The sequence below is a fragment of the Streptomyces sp. NBC_01478 genome (genome assembly GCF_036227225.1).
Taxonomy (GTDB): Bacteria; Actinomycetota; Actinomycetes; order Streptomycetales; family Streptomycetaceae; genus Streptomyces.
This window is the reverse complement of sequence record NZ_CP109444.1, coordinates 8,350,608-8,371,619: the sequence shown is the minus strand read 5'-3', so window position 1 is coordinate 8,371,619 and position 21,012 is coordinate 8,350,608. Positions and strand designations below refer to the sequence as shown.

At 69.6% G+C, this 21,012-nt stretch carries 13 protein-coding genes; 4 read left to right on the top strand and 9 right to left on the bottom strand.

Annotated elements, in window-relative coordinates; translation table 11 throughout:
- Positions 1-7: 7 nt before the first annotated feature.
- The gene (locus OG223_RS37935; RefSeq protein ID WP_329258732.1) at positions 8-1,939 is read right to left on the bottom strand and encodes an acyl-CoA dehydrogenase family protein; all 1,932 of its coding nucleotides are present in this window, start codon (positions 1,937-1,939) and stop codon (positions 8-10) included.
- A gap of 111 nt (positions 1,940-2,050) precedes the next feature.
- Positions 2,051-2,860: a GH12 family glycosyl hydrolase domain-containing protein gene (locus OG223_RS37930; RefSeq protein WP_329258730.1), complete on the bottom strand. Its 810-nt coding sequence runs from the start codon at positions 2,858-2,860 to the stop codon at positions 2,051-2,053.
- Positions 2,861-3,126: 266 nt separating this feature from the next.
- Here OG223_RS37930 and OG223_RS37925 point away from each other — a divergent pair, with 266 nt between their 5' ends.
- The 3 genes from OG223_RS37925 to OG223_RS37915 all read left to right on the top strand — a co-directional run bounded on the left by OG223_RS37925 (position 3,127) and on the right by OG223_RS37915 (position 6,745).
- Positions 3,127-4,140 (top strand): LacI family DNA-binding transcriptional regulator, encoded by a 1,014-nt coding sequence (locus tag OG223_RS37925; protein WP_329258727.1) that lies wholly within the window; start codon positions 3,127-3,129, stop codon positions 4,138-4,140.
- A 63-nt stretch (positions 4,141-4,203) separates the two neighbouring features.
- Entirely contained in the window at positions 4,204-6,246 is a 2,043-nt protein-coding gene (locus OG223_RS37920; RefSeq protein WP_329258724.1) for a glycoside hydrolase family 31 protein, read from the top strand.
- 112 nt (positions 6,247-6,358) lie between these two features.
- Entirely contained in the window at positions 6,359-6,745 is a 387-nt protein-coding gene (locus tag OG223_RS37915; RefSeq protein ID WP_329258721.1) for a hypothetical protein, read from the top strand.
- An 18-nt stretch (positions 6,746-6,763) separates the two neighbouring features.
- Here OG223_RS37915 and OG223_RS37910 read toward each other — a convergent pair whose 3' ends face one another.
- The 7 genes from OG223_RS37910 to OG223_RS37880 all read right to left on the bottom strand — a co-directional run bounded on the left by OG223_RS37910 (position 6,764) and on the right by OG223_RS37880 (position 17,792).
- Positions 6,764-7,474, bottom strand: a complete 711-nt coding sequence (locus OG223_RS37910) for a glycoside hydrolase family 12 protein (RefSeq protein ID WP_329258718.1) — start codon at positions 7,472-7,474, stop codon at positions 6,764-6,766.
- A 36-nt stretch (positions 7,475-7,510) separates the two neighbouring features.
- On the bottom strand, positions 7,511-9,802 hold the full coding sequence (locus tag OG223_RS37905) for a glycosyl hydrolase family 95 catalytic domain-containing protein (protein ID WP_329258715.1): 2,292 nt from the start codon (positions 9,800-9,802) through the stop codon (positions 7,511-7,513).
- Entirely contained in the window at positions 9,799-11,769 is a 1,971-nt protein-coding gene (locus OG223_RS37900; RefSeq protein WP_329258712.1) for a beta-galactosidase, read from the bottom strand. Before OG223_RS37900 ends, OG223_RS37905 begins: the two co-directional genes overlap by 4 nt.
- On the bottom strand, positions 11,769-13,961 hold the full coding sequence (locus OG223_RS37895; RefSeq protein ID WP_329258710.1) for a 1,4-beta-glucanase: 2,193 nt from the start codon (positions 13,959-13,961) through the stop codon (positions 11,769-11,771). The genes OG223_RS37900 and OG223_RS37895 overlap by 1 nt, the downstream gene beginning before the upstream one ends.
- A gap of 127 nt (positions 13,962-14,088) precedes the next feature.
- Positions 14,089-15,042 carry a carbohydrate ABC transporter permease gene (locus OG223_RS37890; RefSeq protein ID WP_329258707.1) on the bottom strand — a complete coding sequence of 318 codons (954 nt, stop codon included), beginning with the start codon at positions 15,040-15,042 and terminating at the stop codon, positions 14,089-14,091.
- Entirely contained in the window at positions 15,039-16,073 is a 1,035-nt protein-coding gene (locus OG223_RS37885) for an ABC transporter permease (RefSeq protein ID WP_329258704.1), read from the bottom strand. The genes OG223_RS37890 and OG223_RS37885 overlap by 4 nt, the downstream gene beginning before the upstream one ends.
- Positions 16,074-16,100: 27 nt before the next feature.
- A complete protein-coding gene (locus OG223_RS37880; RefSeq protein WP_329258701.1) occupies positions 16,101-17,792 on the bottom strand; it encodes an extracellular solute-binding protein in 1,692 nt (563 codons plus the stop codon).
- A 291-nt stretch (positions 17,793-18,083) separates the two neighbouring features.
- On the opposite strand from OG223_RS37880, the gene OG223_RS37875 reads away from it, so the two are divergent.
- Complete coding sequence (locus OG223_RS37875; RefSeq protein WP_329258699.1) at positions 18,084-20,942, top strand: glycoside hydrolase family 3 C-terminal domain-containing protein; 2,859 nt, start codon at positions 18,084-18,086, stop codon at positions 20,940-20,942.
- The last annotated feature ends 70 nt before the right edge of the window (positions 20,943-21,012 follow it).

Below are 21,012 nucleotides of genomic sequence, written 5' to 3'. Positions count from 1 at the left end.
TCGGGGGCTAGTCGACGGTCCGGTGCACGTTGTCCAGTTTGCTCGGGCCGGCGGAGGCGTCGGCGATCCACGGGCCCTCGCCCGACGGGTCGACGATGCCCTCCTCCAGCCAGGTGTACGCGCCGCCCATGACTCCCTTGACCACCTTGCGGTCGAGGTCGTCGGTGTTGGTCCACAACCGGCCGAAGAGTTCCTCGACGCGGATGCGGGACTGTTCGCAGAAGGCGTCGGCGAGTTGGTAGGCCTCGCGGCCGTGATCGCCCTGGGTGCGCAGGAGTTCGGCCCGTACGCAGACCGCGCTCATCGCGAAGAGCTCCGCGCCGATGTCGACGATCCGGCCCAGGAAGCCCTGCTTGGTCTCCATCCGGCCCTGCCAGCGGGACATGGCGTAGAAGGTGGAGCGGGCCAGTTTGCGGGCGCTTCGCTCGACGTAGCGCAGGTGCTTGGAGAGGTCGATGCCGTGGCGGAACTCGCCGTAGGTGCCCGGGAGTTGGCCGCTGCCCGCGACCAGCTTCGGGAGCCACTTGGCGTAGAAGACGCCCGCGTTCGCGCCCGCCTTCGCCTTGTCCTGGAGGGACTTGTCGGGGTCGATGAGGTCGCCGGCGACCTTGAGGTGGGCGTCGACGGCCTCGCGGGCGATCAGGAGGTGCATGATCTCCGTCGAGCCCTCGAAGATGCGGTTGATCCGGAGGTCGCGCAGGACCTGTTCGGCGGGGACCGCCTTCTCGCCGCGGGCCGCGAGCGACTCGGCCGTCTCGAAGCCCCGGCCGCCGCGGATCTGGACCAGTTCGTCGGCCATCAGCCAGCCCATCTCGGAGGAGAAGAGCTTGGCCAGCGCGCCCTCGATGCGGATGTCGTTGCGGTCCTCGTCGGCCATCTGCGAGGACAGGTCGAGTACGGCCTCCAGGGCGAAGGTCGTGGCCGCGATGAAGGAGATCTTCTTGCCCACCGCCTCGTGCTCGGCGATCGGCCTGCCCCACTGCTCACGGGCCGCCGACCACTCACGGGCGATCTTCAGACACCATTTGCCGGCCGCGACGCAGGACGCGGGGAGGGAGAGGCGGCCGGTGTTGAGGGTGGTGAGGGCGATCTTCAGGCCCGCGCCCTCGGGGCCGATGCGGTTCGCGGCCGGGACCCGGACCTGGTGGAAGCGGGTGACGCCGTTCTCGATGCCGCGCAGGCCCATGAAGGCGTTGCGGTTCTCGACGGTGATGCCGGGCGAGTCGGTCTCCACGACGAACGCCGTGATGCCGCCCTTGTTGTCCTCGGTCCTCGGCACCCGGGCCATCACGACCAGCAGGTCGGCGATCACGCCGTTGGTGGTCCAGAGCTTCACCCCGTCGAGGACGTACGAGTCCCCGTCCCGCACCGCGCTGGTCGCGAGGCGCGCCGGGTCGGAGCCGACGTCCGGTTCGGTGAGCAGGAAGGCGCTGATGTCGGTGCGGGCGCAGCGGGGCAGGAACTCGGCCTTCTGCTCGTCGGTGCCGAACAGTTTCAGCGGCTGCGGTACGCCGATCGACTGGTGCGCCGAGAGCAGCACACCGACCGCCGGGCAGGCCGAACCCGCCAGCGCCAGCGCCTTGTTGTAGTACACCTGGGTGAGGCCGAGGCCGCCGTACTTGGTGTCGATCTTCATGCCGAGGGCGCCGAGCTCCTTGAGGCCGCTGATGACCTCGTCGGGGATGCGCGCTTCTCGTTCGATGCGGGCGGCGTCGATCCGCGTCTCGCAGAAGACGCGCAGTTTCGCGAGGAACTCCTCGCCGCGCCGGGCGTCCTCGTCCGCCGGGAGGGGATGGGGATGGATCAGGTCGAGACGGAAGCGGCCGAGGAACAGTTCCTTGGCGAAGCTGGGCTTGCGCCAGTCCTGTTCCCGGGCGGCCTCCGCCACCTGCCGGGCTTCTCGCTCGGTGACGGTGGGTTTGCTGGGTGGAGCGGACATGAGGCTCACCTCGCCGCGAATCGGACCCTCGGCCCTCGGTGGTTACCGATGGGTGCTACCCGTTCGTATCTACCCGATCCGCCGCGAAGCGGCCACCCTTCGCGCGTCCGTTCAGCCGATGTCGACGGAGTACGCCTTTGTGTCAAGGCGTCCCGAGCCCTTGAAGACCTCGGTGCCGGACTCGATACCGGAGAGGTACTTGTCGTTGCTGAGCAGCTTGCGCCGGACCAGGGCCTGGGTGAAGTCGTCGATGTTCAGGGTCGCCTTGGTGGTGTTGCTGCGGCGGACGAAGGAGTACACGTTCCAGCCGATGTCGCCCTGGTAGATGTCCCACATCGCGCCGTCGAGGCTGACGCTGCCGTACTTGGTGCCGAGCGGGCCCGCGCCGCCCTGCCGGTCGAGCCAGATCATGATCTCGTCGGTGGGCCGGTCGGCCCAGTCGGCGGTGTTCTTGGAGTGCAGCCACAGGTCGTAGGCGACGTCGAGCGTGCCGGGGTCGCTGCTGAGCGAGAAGTCCCAGGTCGTCTTCACCGGCTTGCGGTCGCCGACGCGGATCGGGAGCCCGGTGGTCGCCTTGTCGACCTTCCAGCCCCAGTGCCAGCCGAGGACGGTACTGGCGTACGACTTCACATCCGCGTCGGTGCCCTTGCCGTTGTTGGCCCAACCGAACGACGTGCCCCACGAAATGGCCGACCCCGACCGGGAGTTGTCCCACACGCACTGGCTGCCGGTGGCCTTGTCCTGACCCCAGAGGTTGTTGTTCACGTAGTACTTGCCGAGCGTCACGGTGTCGAAGGCCCCGCACTTCTTGCTCGACTCGCCCGCCCGGGCGACGGTGACGCCGGCGAGAGCCGCGAGGGCGACCGCGCCTGCGGCCAGCACCTTCGCCTTCTTCGAGAGGCGGGGTCTGCGGTGTTGCATCGGAGGTCCTTCCGGGGGACGGTTCGTCTACGGCCCGTCAGTGGCCGCTACGACCTCCCAGTGGCCGCCGACCCGCCCGGAGGTTGCCTTCCCCGTGCGGAGAATCTCGCCGAACCGACCTCGGAACCAAGCCCGGCGAGAAAGTGTCGAAGCGCTTCGACAACCTATGGACACCCACACCGCCTGAAGCTAATGTCGAACCACCCTCACTCGCCCTTGTCAGCAACGCGCACTGTCGAAGCGCTTCACAAAGCTTGGAGAGCTGGATGGTCACCCTCGCCGAGGTCGCCCAGCACGCCGGAGTCTCGGCGAGCACGGTGAGCTATGTCCTCAGCGGCAAGCGGTCCATCTCCGGAGCCACCCGGCAGCGGGTCGAGCAGAGCATCCGCGAGCTGGGCTACCACCCGAACGCGGGCGCCCGCGCCCTGGCCAGCAGCCGGTCGAACATCATCGCGCTGATGGTGCCGCTGCGCACCGACATGTATGTGCCGGTGATGATGGAGATCGCCATCGCCGTGGCGACCACCGCCCGGCTGCACGGCTACGACGTGCTGCTGCTCACCGGCGAGGAAGGCCCCGACGCGGTCCGCCGGGTCACCGGCAGCGGACTCGCCGACGCGATGATCCTGATGGACGTCGAACTCGACGACGAGCGGCTGCCGTTGCTGCGCGGCACCGACCAACCCTCCGTACTCATCGGCCTCCCCGCCGACACCACCGGACTGACCTGCGTCGACCTCGACTTCGGGGCCACCGGCGCGCTGTGCGTCGAGCACCTCGCCAAGCTCGGTCACCAGGACATCGCTGTCATCGGCGAGGCGCCCGCGGTGTACGAGCGGCACACCGGTTTCGCGGAGCGCACCCTCGACGGACTCCGGTCCCGGGCACGGGAGTTGGGCCTGCGGGTGCTGCACCGGCCGTGCGAGGGCGGGTACGACGCGATGACGACGACCCTGGCCCGGATCTTCGACGAGCGCCCCGGCACCACGGGCTTCGTCGTGCAGAACGAGTCGGCGGTCGAGCCGCTGCTCGCGCTGCTGCGCCAGCAGGGCCGGGCCGTGCCGGAGGACGTGTCGGTGGTCGCGGTCTGCCCCGACCAGGTCGCCACCCAGGCCTCGGTGCGGCTGACGTCCGTCGCCATCCCCGCGCAGGAGATGGGCCGTTACGCCGTGGAGCACCTGGTGGCCAAGCTGGACGGCCGCGGCAGCGACGAAGTCGTGCTGATCGCACCGGAGTTGACGGTGCGGGCGAGTACGGGACCGGCGCCGTCAGCGTCTTGACCAGCCACGCCCCACGTGTTGGTGCGGTTACCCCCTGTCTGCTTTCCTCCAGGAGCACTCCTCGTGAACCAGCCTGCCGAAATCCAGTCCGAGGTCAGTCTCGCGCAGTCCTCCCCCACCGTCGGAACGTTCCGTGAGCGGGACGGCGCGCTGGAGTGGAGCGGCCGTCAGGAGACCCTGCGGATCGAACCGTGGGGTCCGGACGCGGTCCGGGTCAGGGCCCGGCTCGGCGGTCCGCTGCTCGACGGGCTGCCGGGCGCGCTCCTGGACGAGGCACCGCCCACCGAGGCCACCGTCAAGATCGAGGAGGGTCAAGGGACCCTGACCGTGGGCAAGTTGACCGTCGAGGTCGACGCCGAGGGCCTGGTCCGCTTCCTGCGCACCGAGGACTCCACCGAACTCCTCGCCGAGGCCCGCGCCCACTTCTGGTGGCCCGGCTCGCGCCTCTACACGGCGGTCGGCAACGGCCATCACCGCCTGGAGCAGCGCTTCGCCGCCTACGAGGACGAGAAGCTGTACGGCCTCGGGCAGCACCAGCACGGGAAGTTGGACCAGAAGGGGCTGGTGCTCGACCTGGTCCAGCGCAACGCCGAGGTCGGCATCCCGGTGCTCGTCTCCAGCCGCGGCTACACCCTGCTGTGGAACAACCCGGCGATCGGCCGCGTGGAGCTGGCCGGCAACGGCACGCGCTGGGTGGCCGATTCGGCCCGGCAGCTCGACTACTGGATCACCGCGGGCGACCCGGCCGACGGCCAGCGCCGCTACAGCGCGGTGACGGGCCGTACGCCGATGCTGCCGACGTGGGCGGCGGGCTTCTGGCAGTGCAAGCTGCGCTACCGCACCCAGGCCGAACTCCTCGCCGTGGCACGGGAGTACAAGCGCCGGGGCCTGCCCCTCTCGGCGATCGTCTGCGACTTCTTCCACTGGACGCACCTGGGCGACTGGAAGTTCGACCCGGCCGAGTGGCCCGACCCGGCGGCGATGGTCGCCGAACTGAACGAACTGGGCGTGAAGTTGGTGGTGAGCGTCTGGCCGTCGGTGTCACCCCTGAGCGAGAACCACTCGGTGCTGGAACAGCGCGGGTACCTCATCGGCACCCAGTACGGCCCGATGGCCCACGCCGACTGGCCGGACAAGGGCGTCGCCTCGACCGTCCAGGTCGCCTTCTACGACGCCACCAACCCCGAGGCCCGGGCGTTCCTGTGGTCGAAGATCCGCGACAACTACCTTGTGCCGTACGGCATCACGGCCTTCTGGCTGGACGCCTGCGAGCCCGAGCTGAAGCCGGGGTTCCCGGAGAACCTGCGCTACTGGGCGGGCCCGGGCCTGGAGGTCGGCAACGTCTATCCGGCGGAGAACTCCCGTACGTTCCACGAAGGCCTGCTGGCCGAGGGGGAGTCGGAGGTCATCACCCTCAACCGCTCGGCGTGGGCGGGCAGTCAGCGCTACGGTGCCGCGCTCTGGTCGGGTGACATCGGCACCGACTTCCCCACCCTGCGCCGCCAGTTGGCCGCGGGCCTCAACACCGCGCTCTCCGGCATCCCTTGGTGGAACACGGACATCGGCGGCTTCCACGGCGGCGACCCGGACGACCCGGCGTACCAGGAAGTCATGGTCCGCTGGTTTCAGTTCGGCGCGCTTTCACCGTTGATGCGGCTGCACGGCTTCCGCGACCCGGGCATGCCGCTGGGCCCCGACATGACCGGCGGCCCCAACGAGGTCTGGTCGTACGGCGATCGGGCCCTGCCGATCCTGGAGAAGTACCTGCGGCTGCGCGAGCGCCTCAAGCCCTACATCCTCGACGTGATGCGCGCCGCGCACGAGGAGGGGCTGCCGGTGATGCGGCCGCTGTTCCTGGAGTTCCCCGAGGACCCGGCGGCCTGGTCGGTGGACGACGCGTATCTCTTCGGCCCCGACCTGCTGGTCGCGCCGGTGCTGACGGCGGGCGCCACGGTCCGTACGGCCTATCTCCCGGCGGGCGTGTGGTGGACGGACGCGTGGACGGGCGAGACGTACGAGGGCGGTACGCCGGTCACGGTCGACGCCCCGCTGGACCGGATCCCGCTGTTCCTGCGGGACGGGGCGACGTTGCCGGTGGCGGAGTAGGGGTGGGGGCGCCCGGTTTGAGGGGGCGGGCGCCCGTGCCGTGACGCTTCCGTTGTGCGGAACTGTGGGCTCCGTCACAGCCGTACCGATCTTGTTCTGCTGGACTCCTCCGATGGTGTTACGCAAGCTCGCCTTTGCTGTGGGCCTCGCCGCGTTCGCCCTCTACCTCTGGGGTCTGCTCTGCGTCCTGGGCGCGATCGTCCAGGCCGAGGACGGCGGCGCCGACTCCTCGCCGATACTCCCCTGCCGTACGACCAACGGGCAGGAGGGCGGACCGGAGGACCCCCGAGCCGCCCAAGTCGTCGACTACTCCGTGGACTTCGCCCCGCTCAGGTTCGTCTGCGAGACGACGGGCGGGGGAGGCTACGTCACCGACACGGTTCCCGGCTACGTCAACCCGGCGGTGTTCGGCCTCGTGTTGGCCGCTCTCGGCTGCTGGGTCGCCGCCCTGGTCGTGGCACCGCCCGGCCCCCGCGGAGTGCGGGGACCGGGCGGCTGAGCGGAGTGCCGGGGTGGGTCAACTACTGGTGACGCTCTCGCTGTTGGTGGTGAAGTCGAGCCCGCCGGACGAGGACGTGATCTCGAAGCCGAACTGCAGGTCCCCGATGGTCACGTTGCCGAACCAGCCCTTGGTGTCCTTGATCCACTTGAGGATCGGCAGGATGTCGACCGTGCCGGAGGTCGAGTTGGAGGTGCGCAGGAACGAGAACACGTCGTTGGCACCGTTGTTGCCCTTGTAGACGGTCCAGGTCGAACCGCCCAGGGTGAGGGTGCCCTGCGAGGTGCCGAGGGCGCCGACGGCTCCGGTCTTGTTGACCCAGAGCATGATCTCGTAGTCGTAGTTCGTGTCCCAGATGTCGTACGACGTGTTGTACGAACCGGACGACGGCACCGTGACGTTGTAGCTGCTCTTGAGCGAACCGAGCGCGGTGATCGACTTGTTGATCACCTTCTTGGCGTTGGGGTAGGACTTGATGCCGCCGGTGTTGGGGTGGTTGGCGTTGACGCCCCAGTTGGTACCGGAGTTGGCCCAGATGCACTGACTGCCCGCGCCGGAGCCCCAGATGTTGTTGTAGAACGTGTAGCCGTTCAGGGTCGTGGTGCCCCACTGGTCGCAGGAGCTCCAGACGGCGGCGGAGGCGGGGGCCGAGGCGAGTCCTACGGTGGCACCGAGCGCGAGAGCGGGGGCGAGCAGCGCCATGGTGAGCCTGCGGGTGCGTGTTGCCATGGTGTCCCTTCCATGGGTGGGGGGAGTTGCGAGTGGCTACCGCGCCCCCAGGGTGAGGACGCGGTCTTCTCCGGCCACGAGGTGGAGCGGCTCCGTGCCGGAGGAAGTCCTGAGTTCGACGCGGTGCGTACGCGACGGTCTGATGAGCGCTGTGACGGTTCGGGGCGACCAGGTCAGGTCGACCTCGGCCCCGAACCTCGTACGTACGCCGGTGAGTTGACCGTGCGGATACGCCGCCGGCAGCGCGGGCAGCAGGACCAGCCGGTCCGGGGTGGACTGCACGAGCGCCTCGACGAGCACGCCGGGCAGGGTGTGTGCGGCGTCCGCGTTGTAGACGTCGCGGTTCGGGTAGTGCGCGCTCATGAGCGAGGCGTGGAAGAAGTCGCCGTCGAGGACCTGGCCGAGGGCGTGTGCGACCCGCTCGCCGTCGCGGAGCCGGGCGGCGACGAGCGCGTGGTGGAGGTGGCCGTGCGCGGAGTCGTTCTCGGCGCCACGGAGTTGGAGGGCCCGGTGGGCGGCCGTCGCGAGGTCCGGGGTGTCGTAGGGGTTGATCTCGTCGAGCGGCCAGACGCCGTAGAGGTGGCTGAGGTGCCGGTGGTCGTAGCTGTCGTCGAGGCCCGGCCAGGCCCATTCGGCCAGCGCGCCTTCGGAGTTGACCCGGTGCGGCGGCAGCCGGTCGGCGAGCGCGCGCCAGCGGTCGGCGTCGGGGCCCGGGTGGTAGTCGGCGGCCGTGTGGAGTGCGTGGCGGGCCGCGGAGAGGTCCATCGCCGCGTTGATCGCGCCCCAACTGGCGTTCGCGGGACGGTTCTCGGGCGAGTAGGAGGGGACGAGGACGAGGTGGCCGTCGGGGTCGGTGCGTTCGGTGTGTTCGGTCTGTTCGGTGTGCTCGCTCGTGAGGAAGTCCTCGTAGAACAGGGCGACTTCGGCGAGGGCGGCGGCGGTGCGGGGGTCGCGTGCTCCGCGTGTCTCGTCGTGGTCGACGAGCGGCTTGAGCAGCCAGTCGGCCCCGGCGGTCCACAGGTGCAGCGGGTACTCGCGGCTGAAGTGGTACGACAGCCCGGACTCGCCGTCGGTGTGCGCGGGCGCGACGACTCCCCGGGCGCCGAAGACGGCGCGGGCGTTCTCCCGCCAGTCGTCGAGCTGACGGTGGATCAGCGAGGCGAGGGCGTCGGTGACTTCGGGGAGGGCGGCGCTCGCGGCGGACGCGGTCTGGAGGTTGAGGTTCGCGTCGTTGGTGAACGCCCCGGACCAGGCGGTGTTCCAGTCGCCGGTCCACAGGCCGGTGAGACGGGGCGGGAGCAGGCCGCTGGCGGAGAGGAGATGGTAGCGGCCGGCGGCGAAGAGCCGTTCGAGGAGGGCGGGGCTGCGGGTGCGCTTCAGCAACTCCGTGCCGGGGAGGGCCCGTTCGGAGTCTTTGGAGTCTTCGGCGTTGTCAGCATTATCGGCGCTGTCAGCTTTGCCGGCGCGGAGATCGAGGGTGACGCGGGTGTAGGCCGTGCGGTGGAGGGCGAGGTGCCGGTCGAGGAGGGTGTCGTAGGGCAGCCGGTCGCTGAGCAGCTCCCGCAGGGCTCGGGTTTCCGCCACGACGTCCAGTTCGCCCGTGTGGCGTCGGACTCGGGTGAGGAGAAGGACGTCGGTGGCACCGGCGATGCGAACTCCCGCCGAGGTGAGCCGTGTGGTGCCGCCGGTGACCTGGGCCAGGGTGACCCCGGTGTACGCGCGATCGCTGTCGGGATAGCGGACGCGGAGGGTGAGGACGGCGCCGTCGGGGGTGAGGAGGGTGCCGTGGCCGACGCCCAACCCTGTTGGTGCACCCGGGAGTTGATGGTCCTGCGCGAGGTCGAGGGTGAGGTCGGGGGCGGTGACGTGCTGGACGATCACGTCGTCGGCGCGGGAGACGAAGACGCGGCTGCGCCAGCCGTCACAGCGGGCGGTGACCTCGCCGGTGGTGAAGTCGACGGACCGGCGGTAGTGGCTTACTTCACCGGCCGGCCTGCGCAGCCGTAGCTGGAAGGCCGGGTGGAAGGGCTGCACCCACTGGAGCGGGCGGCCGTCGGTGAACTCCTCGGCGGCGGTGAGGTCACCGGCGAGCAACCGGTCCTGGAGCGCGGGGAGTTCGGCGGCCAACTGGGGAGGCCGGGCGTGTTCGGCGCCGTTCGGGCGGACGAGGGTGTGATGCGTGACGATGACACGGTCGTCGTTCGGATCGCCGAACACGAGGACGCCGTGGTGGCCGTTGCCGCTGAGGTAGGCGTCCTCCCAGCGGGTGGCCGGGAGGGGTTCCCAGGTGCTGTGGGTGGGGCCGCCGGGCACCGAGACGTCTGTCATGGCCGCAGCACCGCCGCGCCGTAGCGGCCGAGGGTGATCTCGCCCTCGACGGACGCGCCGGTGAGCAAGTCCAGGTGGGCTGCCGGGAGCTCGACGGCGACCGGGTCGCGCCCGTGGTTGAGCAGGAACAGCAACTCCCCGCGCCGTACCGCCTCGACGCCCGGCGGAACCCCGTCGAGGACCGGACGGACGCCCGCGCCGTCGGCGACACGGGCAAGCAGGGCGCGCAGCGCGTGCGGCTCGGGGAGCGTCGAGACGTACCAGGAGCGGCCCGTGCGCAGGACGGCGGGGAGGCCGTCCAACTCGCCGCCCTTGTAGGGGATCGTCTCGTCGACGGTGTCGTCCTCGGGCTCGATCTCCTCCGACCAGAGCGTGCCGCGGAACCCCTCGCACTCGACAGTCTCCCCCGCGTCCAGCGGCCACCACTCGTGCAGGGTGCGGATGCCGAACAGTTCGCGGAGGCGGGTGTCCATGCCGCCGGGGCGTACCCGGTCGTCCTCGTCGGCGACGCCGGTCAGGAAGCCGCAGACGAGGGTGCCGCCGCCGCGGACGTACGCGAGGAGGTTGTCGATCGCGGTGTCCGTGAGGAGGTAGAGCTGCGGGACGATCACCAACTTGTAGGCGGAGAGGTCGTGTTCGGGGTGGGCGAAGTCGGTGGCGAGGTGGGACTCCCACAGGGCGCGGTGCCAGGCGCGGAGGACCTCGGGGTGGTCGACCTCGGTGGAGAGCCGGCCGTCCTGCGCACCGGCCCACCAGGCGTGCCAGTCATGCAGAATCGCGATGTCCGAGGCGATGTGACCACCTGTCACCTCTCCACCGATGCGGGCGAGTTCGGCGCCGAGCTGCTTCACCTCCTGGAAGGTGCGGCCCCGCTCCCCCGCGTGGCTGAGCATCCCGGAGTGGAACTTCTCGGCGCCCTGCCGGGATTGGCGCCACTGGAAGTAGCAGACGGCGTCGGCGCCGCGGGCCACGGCCTGGAGGGACCAGAGGCGGTTGAGGCCGCGTGGCTTCGGGTGGTTCACGCCGCGCCAGTTGACCGGTCCGGCCGCCTGTTCCATGAGCATCCACGGGCCGCGCGCCTGGGAGCGGGTCAAGTCCTGGATCAGGGCGGCACTTTGGGCGGCCAGCGGATCGCGCGGATCGGGGTAGAGGTCGACCGAGACGACGTCCTCCTCCTCGGACCAGCGCCAGCCGTCCTGCCCCACCCACAGCGGCATGAAGTTGCTGGTGACCGGGAGGTGCGGGGTGTGCCGGCGGACGATGTCACGCTCGGCGGTGTAGCACTCCAGGAGCATGTCGGAGGTGAAGCGCTTGAAGTCGAGCACGTGGGTGGGGTTGTTGAGGTAGTGGGCGTGTCGCGGAGGCAGGACGCCGTCCCAGGTGTCGTAGCCCTGGCTCCAAAATGCTGTGCCCCAGGCCGAGTTGAGGGCGTCGAGCGTGCCGTATCGTGCGCGCAGCCAGCGGCGGAAGGCGACGGCGGCCTCGTCGCCGTAGTCGAAGGTGCAGTACTCGTTGTTGATGTGCCACATCGTGAGGGCGGGGTGGCCGGCGTAACGGGCGGCCAGGGCCTCGGTGATGGCGGCGGCGTGGTGGCGGTAGACGGCGCTGGAGTGCGAGAAGTGCTGGCGTCCGCCCCACCATTCGACACGGCCGTCCGCGTCACGGGGCAGGGTCTCCGGGTGGAGCCGGCCGAGCCACGGCGGCGGGGAGGAGGTGGGGGTGGCGAGCACGACCCCGATCCCGCTGTCGTGCATCAGATCCATCAGCCGGTCGAGCCAGCCGAACTCCCTTGCTCCCGGCTCGGGTTCGAGCTTGGCCCAGGAGAAGACGCCGAGGGTGACGGAGTTGACGCCGGCGTCCTTCATCAGCCGGACGTCCTCGGTCCAGGTCTCCTCGGGCCACTGCTCGGGGTTGTAGTCACCGCCGAAGAGGATGCGTCCGCGGGTGGTGTCGCTGAGCTGAGGCATCAGATCCGCTCCCCGTACTGGATGCCGCGCCCGTTGGTGGCGAGGTACACGCGGCCGTACACGCGCGGGTCACCGGTGATGGCCTGCCCGGTCCAACCCCACTGATGCAGGTCGTCGTTGACGCGCACCCAGGTCTTCGCCTCGTCGTCGGAGCGGTAGACGGCGGTGATGGTCTCGGTCGAGCCGACCTGGTAGATCGCCGGGTAGTCGGCGCCGGGGGCGGATCTGCCGAAGCCGAGGGTGTAGGAGGCCCAGCAGGAGGCGATCTTGACGAAGCTCGCGCCACCGTCGACGGACCGGTAGAGCCCGTTCCACTTGACGCTCAGCCACAGGTCGCCGGACCTGCCGGGCGCCGCCGCGAGCTGGAACTGGCTGTCCCCGGCAGGCAGCCCACTCGCACGCGCAGTGAACGAAAGACCACTGTCAGTGCTGGCGTATAGCGTTCCTGTGTCGGTGTCGTATGCGTAGAAGAGCGTCGGGTCGGCCGGGTCGGCGACCGGCGTGGCGCCCTTCGGGAAGGAGGAGACCTCGGACCAGGTCGCGCCGTTGTCCGCCGAGCGGTGGGCTGCGTACTTCGTGCCGTCCCAGTGCACGAAGGACCACAGCAGCGTACTGCCGTCGGCGCTGGTGGCGATCGGCCCCGGTGCGTCGTGGGCGAGGGAGGGCTGGGCAGCGAAGGGCGCCCAGGTCCGGCCGCCGTCGCCCGAGTACGCACCGTTGCCGTTGTCGCCCCAGCCCGTGCGGACGACGTAGGCCGGCCTGCCCGCGGCCTGCGCGATTCCCGTCGCCGACCCGAACACGGGGTTCGTCGCCATGCCGCGCGCCGGAGACGCCGTGAGCCGCTCGTGGTACATCACGCCGATGTCCCGCGAGGCGCTGATCAGGTGCGCCTCCCCGACCGGGGGCGAGATCAGTTGGATCACGGACGTCTCCTCCAGGCCACGGATCTGCGGTGCCCAGTGGGTGAGGTCACGGGTGCCGTAGAGCGTGGCGCCGGTGCCGTAGACGACGTGCTTCGAGTCGTACGGGTCGACGGCGACGGCCTGGATCCACCAGCCGAACTTCGGCTGGTCAGCACCCCACTTGAGGAAAGGAGTCTCGGACACGTCGAAGACAGCGGAGTCCTTGAGGGACGTCCAGGTACGGCCGCCGTCGGTGGTCCGGTACAGGGTGTCGACGGCCGCCCAGCGGTTGTTGGTGGAGACGACGACGGTCCCGGCACGACAGGCGTCGACGGCGACCCCGCCGTAGCCGAAGGTGTCGCTGCCGCCGGGCTGGACCGGAGTGACGTCCGTCCAACGGCCGGTGCCGGGGCCGAACTTGTGGACGCTCCCGGCGGACTGGCCGTTGGGCCCGGGTGCGTCGGCGTACGTCACGTACAGCTCGCGGCTGCGCGCGTCGTACGCGGCACGGATCGGAACCTTGGCGGTGGTGCCGGTGGGCTGCCCGGGGGCGGCCGTCCAGGTGGTGCCGTCGGTGGTGCGGTAGAGGTTGACGGCGGTGGCGCTCCCGTCGCCGTCACCCCACCCGGCGTAGACGGCACGGCCGACGGCGATGAGGAAGGTGATGCCCTGGCCACTCTGACTGACGGTTGCCGGGAAGCCGCTGACGGCTGCCCAAGTGGCGCCCCGGTCGGTCGACTTGAGCAGCCCGTCGTGCCGGGTACCGAGCCACAGGGTGTCACTGTCACGCGGATCGACGAGCAGCCGCTCGCCGGCACCGCGCCCGTCCTCGTTGCCGCCGAGCTTCACGGTGAGGTCGGTGCGGGTCCAGGTGGCGCCCCGGTCCTCGGAGCGGAGGATCGCGCCGTTGCCCGCCCAGGACTGGGCGTACGTGCCGACGGCGAGATACAGCCGGTCCGGGTGCGCGGGGTCGACGGCGAGAGCCTCCACACCGAGCAAGTTCCAGTCGTCCCAGCCGAGTTGATCGGTGAGAGGGGTCCAGCGGGCGGTCCGGTCGTCCCAGCGGTAGGCGCCGCCGATATCGGTACGGGCGTAGGCGAGACCACGAACGGAGGGGTGGAACAACACACCGGTGACGAATCCAGTGCCTCCGATTACGGCATTGCGCCAGCGGTAGGAGGGGGTTTCCGCGGCATGTGCCTTCGCGGCGACATCCGGCACGGCGGTGAGCGCGGCGGCGGCCGCAGCCCCGGCAAGAACGACCCGGCGGCTCACTCGGGACGCAAGCATGCACATACCTCGCTGTATGAGATGGGGTAAGGAGAGATACCTAAGGGGCGCGGGGCTGTATCGATGTGCGGCTCCGCCGCGTGGGCGCGACCAGCCACAACGCACCCGCAGACAAATAACAAAGGAGTCAGCCCTTAACGGCGCCCGTAAGCATCCCCTTCTTGAAGTGCCGCTGCACAAACGGCGAAAGCACAGCCACCGGCAACAACGCCATCACCATGACCGCCATCTGCACGGCAAGCCCCGACAACTCCCCCGTCTTGATCGCCTGACCCAGCCCCACCGGAGCCTCCTGCTTCTGCACCAACTGGATCATGACGTTCTGCAACGGCATCATGTCCTGATCGTTCAGATACAGCGAGGCGTTGAACCAGGCACTCCAATACCCCACGGCATAGAACAACGTGATGACAGCCAGCACCGCACGCGACAACGGCATGACAATCACCCACAGAATCCGGAAGTCACCGGCGCCGTCGATCCGCGCACTGTCGATGAGTTCCTGCGAGATCCCCATGAAGAACCCGCGCAGCACAAGGATGTTGAAGACACTGAGCGCACTGGGCAGGATCAACGCGAGATAACTGTCGGTCAGTCCGAGCGACTGAACCAGCAGATACGTCGGAATGAGCCCGGCGCTGAAGAACATCGTCGCCAGCATCATCATCAGGATCCACCGATGCCCGAGCGACCCGATACGCGAGAGGCCGTAGGCACAGAGGACGGACACCGCCATGGAAAACAGCGTGCCGACGACGGTGATGAGGACGCTGATGATCGCCGCGCGGGTGACCTGGCCGCCGCTGAGGAGTTCCTTGTAGGCGATGAAGGTGATGCCCTTGGGCACCATGACAAGGCCGCCGGCCTGGTCGATGGTCTTGCGTGAGGAGAGGCTGGTGACGAGGACGATCCAGAGGGGGAAGAGGATGGCTAGGCAGGCGAGCGTGAGGACGAGCCCCTTGCCCGCGAGGCCGGCCTTGCCGGGTTCCTCCTCCCAGGTCGGCCGGGGCGGCGCGGCCCAACGCCCGGGCGGTCGTACGGACTTGACGGGCTCGACGGGTTGGTCGATGACGGCGGTCACTTCTTGTACACCCCCTGCTCGCCCATGAGGTGGGCCACTTTGTTCGCGGCGAGGACCAGGCCGAGGCTGATCACGCCCTTGACGAGTCCGGCGGCGGCCGCGTAGCCGAAGTCCTGGTTGCGGACGCCGTTCCACCAGACGAAGGTGTCGAGGACCTCCGCCGCTCCCGGTCCCACGGCGTCGCGTTGGAGCAGGATCTGTTCGAAGCCGACGGTCAGCGCATCGCCCACGCGCAGGACCAGCAGCAGCGCGATCACCGGTCGCAGCGCGGGCAGCGTGACGTGCCACATGCGGCGCCACCGCCCGGCGCCGTCCATCGCGGCGGCCTCGTACAGATCAGGACTGACCGAGGACAGCGCGGCGAGGAAGACGATGATCCCCCAGCCCGCGTCCTTCCACACGCTCTGCGCGGTGATCAGGAACTTGAACGTGTTCGGGTCGGTCATGACGTCGAGGCCGTCGAAGCCGTGTTGCCGCAGGAGTTGCGAGAACAGCCCTGCCCCGCCCAGCAGTTGCTGGAAGACGGCGATGACCAGCACCCAGGAGAAGAAGTGCGGGAGGTAGAGGATCGCCTGGGAGAGCGCCCGGACCCGGGGCCTGACCACGCTGTTGATGAGCAGCGCGAGGAGGATCGGGATCGGGAAGAACAGGATGAGTTGGAGGAAGAACAGGACCAGCGTGTTCTGTACGGCGTTCCAGAAGGACGAGTCCGCGAAGATCTGCTGGAAGTTCTCCAGGCCGACCCAGGGGCTGTGCAGCATCGAGACGATGCCGTTGTCGCTGACGTAGGGGTCGTAGTCCTCGAAGGCGACGATGTTGCCGAGGATCGGCAGGTAGTTGAAGACCAGGATGAGCAGGACGGCCGGCAGGGTCATCAGGAGCAGGACGCGGTCGCGTCTGAACCTGAGCCGCCAACTCACCTTCGCCTTGGGGCGGTTCTTCCGGGAACCGATGGCGCCGCCGGGCGCCACCGGGGTCTTGCCCGTCGTGTCGGCCTCGGTCCTGCTCCGAGGCACCGTGCTGTGGGACACGGCCGTTCTCCTTGCCTCGGTACCCGGTCAGCTCGCCGCCGTGCCGTTGTCGTCGAGCAACTTCTGGTACCAGTCGCGGAGTTTGTCGCCGCCCTTGCTCTTCCAGTCGGAGACGGCCTGCTGCATGTCGCTGATCTTCTTGCGGCCGCGGGTGATGTCGTCCTCCAACTGCTCGAAGTCGTTGGAGAGGTTGGTGTAGCGGCTCGGCTCGGTGATCTGCTGGCCGTAGAAGCTCGACTTCTTTGTGAAGGCGCCCATCCGCTGCTGCCACTCGACCTGCGCCTTGGCGACCTCGGGGAAGTCGGGGTGGGCGATCGTCGCGGCGGGGCTGGCGACCATGACGTAGGCGTTGATGACCTCGTTGTTGCCCTGGTCGGTCTTGGTGGGGACACCGTTCTTGACGGTGTAATGGGTGCCCTCCACGCCGTAGTTGGTGAGCATGTACTCCTTGGTGCCGTACGGCGCGGCGGTGACGTTGGCGACGGCCAGCGCGTCACGGATCACGGACTCGGAGGCCTTCTTGCTGATGAAGGCGAAGATGTTGGCCGGTTCGCCGGCCCAGAGGATCGGGTCGCCGCCGTCGTGGCCGAAGATGTCCATGCCCCAGATCTTGTAGTCCGGGTTCTGGGTGGCCTGTTCGGCGGTGCGGCTCCACCACTGCGAGATGTCCTGGGCGTAGATGAGGAACTCGCCCGCCGCGAACTTGGGGCCCGGGTCGGTGGCCGCGCTCTTGCCCAGCTTGGCGTCGGGGTGCACGTATCCGGCGGCGAACAGCTTGCGGGTCCACTCCAGCGCCTCGAGATATTCCTGCGTCTCGATGCGGTTGACCAGCTTGCCGTCGACGAGGTTCCAGCCGAGCGACTTCTCGCTGCCGGAGAGCACGCCCCAGGCGTTGAAGGCGGTCCACTTCATGTCCAGGCAGGCCCAGCGCTTGGCCTTGGCGTTGGTGATCTCCTTGGCCAGGGCCATGAACTCGTCGGCGGAGGTGGGGACTTCGTACCCCTCCTTGTCGAAGATGTCCTTGCGGTAGAGCGGCACGATGTTGGGGACGTACGAGGACGGCATCGGCAGTCCGCGCAGCGCGCCGCCGAAGATGCAGCGCTGCCAGGCGTCGGACGGGATCGCCGCGAGGTTCGGGTAGTCCTTGACCTTGTCGCCGGCGAGGTAGGGGCCGAGGTCGGCGAACTTGCCGATGATGGCGCTGGGTATCTTGCCGCCCATGTTCCAGCCGGGGACGACCACGATGTCCGGGATGTCGCTGGAGGCGAGCACCGCGCCGAGCTTCTGGTCGTAGGTGTTGCCGTCCTGGTTCTGCCAGGCCACGTCGACGCCGATGAGGCTGTTCATCGCCTTGTAGTAGGCGTTGTCGCTCTTCGGCGGAGAGCCCCAGAACGGCGACATGATGGAGACCTTGCCGCCCTTGCCGAGCTTCTTCGGCACCGAGGTCTTCAGCGTGGCGAGGTCCAGCTTGCTGGAGAAGCCGATCGCGGAGCCGTTCTTGGAGGGGAGGTCCGGGGTCACCACGTTGCCGGCCACGAACGCGGGCAGCAGCTTCTTGACGCCCTTGCCCTCCGAACTGCCCCCTCCCGAGCCGCTGTTCGAGGCGCCGCAGGCGGAGAGCAGCGGTACCCCTCCCGCCACCGCTGCGGCGACGACCGCCGTGGAGGCGAGGAAGCTTCTCCGGCTGGGAGCGGAGGCGGCGGAGGCGTTCGGCGTCATTGCGTCAACCCTTCATGGCGCACCAGGACACCCGGCGGTGGAGCCGTCGGCTGCGGTGTCTTGAGTGGAACAGAGCACTTAGTCGAAGCGCTTCGATGTTGCTGCGAGGTTAAGTGAACACCCAAGGGTGCACAAGGGTCGCTCCCAAGATTCCTCCGAGGTGTGCGGGGTGACCTGTCCGTATGTGCTGCTTGAAATAACGGTGAAGGTCTCTTGACACCCGACGCGCATCGAATCAGCATCGAAGCGCTTCGAAAGCGCCGCACCGCTCCACCGCAAGGGGAACCCCACGTGACCGCACAAACGCCGCCTACGCCTCCTTTCCGCGATCCGCACCTGCCGTTCGCGAAGCGCATCGACGACCTGCTGGCACGGCTCACCCTCGACGAGAAGATCGGATTTCTGCACCAGTACGCGCCCGCCGTGGACCGCCTGGGCGTCGCCGCGTTCCGCACCGGCCAGGAGGCCCTGCACGGCGTCGCGTGGATGGGCCCGGCGACGGTCTTCCCGCAGGCGGTCGGCCTGGGCGCGACCTGGAACGAGGAGCTCGTACGACGGGTCGGCGACGCGGTGTCCAAGGAAGTCCGCGCGATGCGCGCCCGCGACGACCGCGTCGGCCTCAACGTGTGGTCCCCCACGGTGAACCTGCTGCGCCACCCGCTGTGGGGCCGTAACGAGGAGGGCTACTCGGAGGACCCGAAGCTGACCTCGGCGATCGCCACCGCGTACACACGCGGCCTGCGCGGCGACCACCCGACGTACTGGCGCACGGCCCCCGTCCTCAAGCACTGGCTGGCCCACAACAACGAGACGGCCCGCGACGTCTCGTCGTCCTCCGTCCGCCCGCGCGTGCTGCACGAGTACGACCTGCGCGCGTTCCGCGAGACGGTCGAGGCGGGCGCGGTGGCGGGCGTGATGCCCGCGTACAACCTGGTCAACGGCCGCCCCAACCACGTCTCGCCGTACCTGCGCGAGCAGTTGCGCACTTGGACCGACGAGGACCTGCTGGTCTGCTCGGACGCGGGCGCACCCTCCAACCTGGTCGACTCCGAGCACTACTTCGACACCCACGAGGAGGCGACGGCGGCCTCGCTGCTCTCCGGCGTGGACAGTTTCACCGATCACGGCACGGACAGCTCGACGATCGTGGCGCGGGTCCAAGGCGCCCTGGAGCAGGGCCTGTTGACGGAGGCGGACCTCGACGCGGCGGTGCGCCGGCAGCTCTCGGTCCGGTTCCGGCTCGGCGAGTTCGACCCGGCGCACGACCCGCACGCGGGCATCGAGGACTTCGACACCCCGGCGCACCGGGCCCTCGCCCAGGAGGCCGCCGAACAGGCGGTCGTCCTCCTCAAGAACGACGGCGACCTGCTGCCCCTCGCCCACGACACCCGCCTCGCCGTGGTCGGGCTGCTCGCCGACGAGTGCAAACTCGACTGGTACAGCGGCACGTTGATCCACCGCTCCACTCCACTGGAGGGCCTGTACGAGCGGTTCGGCGCCGAGCGCGTCGAGTTCGCGGAGGGCGTGGACCGGGTCCGGCTGAAGACCTCCCAAGGCGCCTACCTGCACGTCCCGTTGGCGGACGTGCCCGACGAAGTACGCGGCGCGGAGGGCGCGTTGGACCCGGCCCTCCTCGCGGGCCGCACCGATCTTCCCCCGCTCACCACCGACCCCACCGGCACCGAACTCGCCCTCGTCGACTGGGGCGAGGGCGTCCTCACCCTCCGCGCCCCCGACGGCCGCTACCTCTCGGTCGCCGAGGACGGCTATGTGCGCGCCTCCGCGGACCAGCCCGGCGGCTGGGTCGTCCAGGAGACATTCCGCCTGGAACCCCATGAGAACGGTCACCTCCTGCGGCACATCGGTACGGGTCGCCACGTCTCTGTCGCCGCCGACGGCGTGAAGGTTGCCGAGGAAGGCGGGGAAGTTTCCGCGGAGGGCGCGGAAGTCTTCGAGTTGCTGGTCGTCGAGCGCGGCGAGGACGCGGTGGCCCGGGTCGCCGAGGCGGCCGACGTGGTGCTCGTCGTCGCGGGCAACGACCCGCACATCAACGGCCGCGAGACCGAGGACCGTACGACGCTCCGACTCCCCGCCCACCAGCAGCGCCTGCTCCGCGCGGCCCGCGCCGCGAACCCGGACACGGTCCTGGCCCTGGTCTCCGCGTACCCGTACACGGTCGACCCCGCCGACCTCCCGGCGATCCTGTGGACGGCCCACGGCGGCCAGGCGGCGGGCACCGCACTGGCCCGCGTCCTCGCCGGCGACGTCTCCCCCGCCGGCCGCCTCCCCCAGACCTGGTACGCGGCCGACGCCGACCTGCCCGACCTCCTCGACTACGACGTGATCGGCGGCCGGCAGACCTACCTCTACTTCGAGGGCACGCCCCTGTTCCCGTTCGGCCACGGCCTGTCGTACGCGTCCTTCTCCTACGGCGACGTGAGCGCCCGGGTCGAACTCGGCGCGGTGCACGTGGAGTTCACGGTCACCAACACCGGCGACGCGACGGCCGACGAGGTCGCCCAGGTGTACACGCGCGCCGCCGACCCGTCGGTCCCGCGCCCGCGCCGCGAGCTGGCGGCACACCGGCGCGTGACCCTCGCCCCGGGCGAGGCGGCGGACCTCTCCTTCGAACTCCCGCTGTCCGCCTTCGCGTTCTGGGACGTGGCCCGGGGTGGCCCTCACCTCGAACCGGGCCCCTACGACCTCCTCGTCGGCGCCTCCAGCGAGGACATCCGCGTGCGGACGACGGTGACGCTCGCCGGTGAGCCCGCCGCGCCCCGCGCCGTCCTCCAACAGGGCCTGGCCGCGGCCGACTTCGACGAGTTGTCGGGCGGCGAGATCGTCGACCGGACGAAGATGGCGGGCGACGCGGTGACACCGGCGGGCGGCGGCACGGCCGAACTGGTCTACCGGCACTGCGACTTCGGCGCCGGCGTCACGGAGGTGACCGTCGAGGTGGCGGGCGAGGGGGTCGTGGAACTGTCCCTGGACGGCGGCCCCGTTCTCGCCCAACTCACCCTGCCCGCACCCGCGTCGGGCCCGTACGACTACACCACGCTCGGCGCCGGGATCGTCGCCGAGGGCGTGCACGATGTGCGCATCGGACTGCGCGGGCCGTTGCGGCTCGCGCACGTCGGCTTCTCCGGCTGAGGGTCCGGAAGCAGGCCGACGAGAAGGGGCCCGGCACCGGAAGGCATCGGCGCCGGGCCCCTTCGGGGAG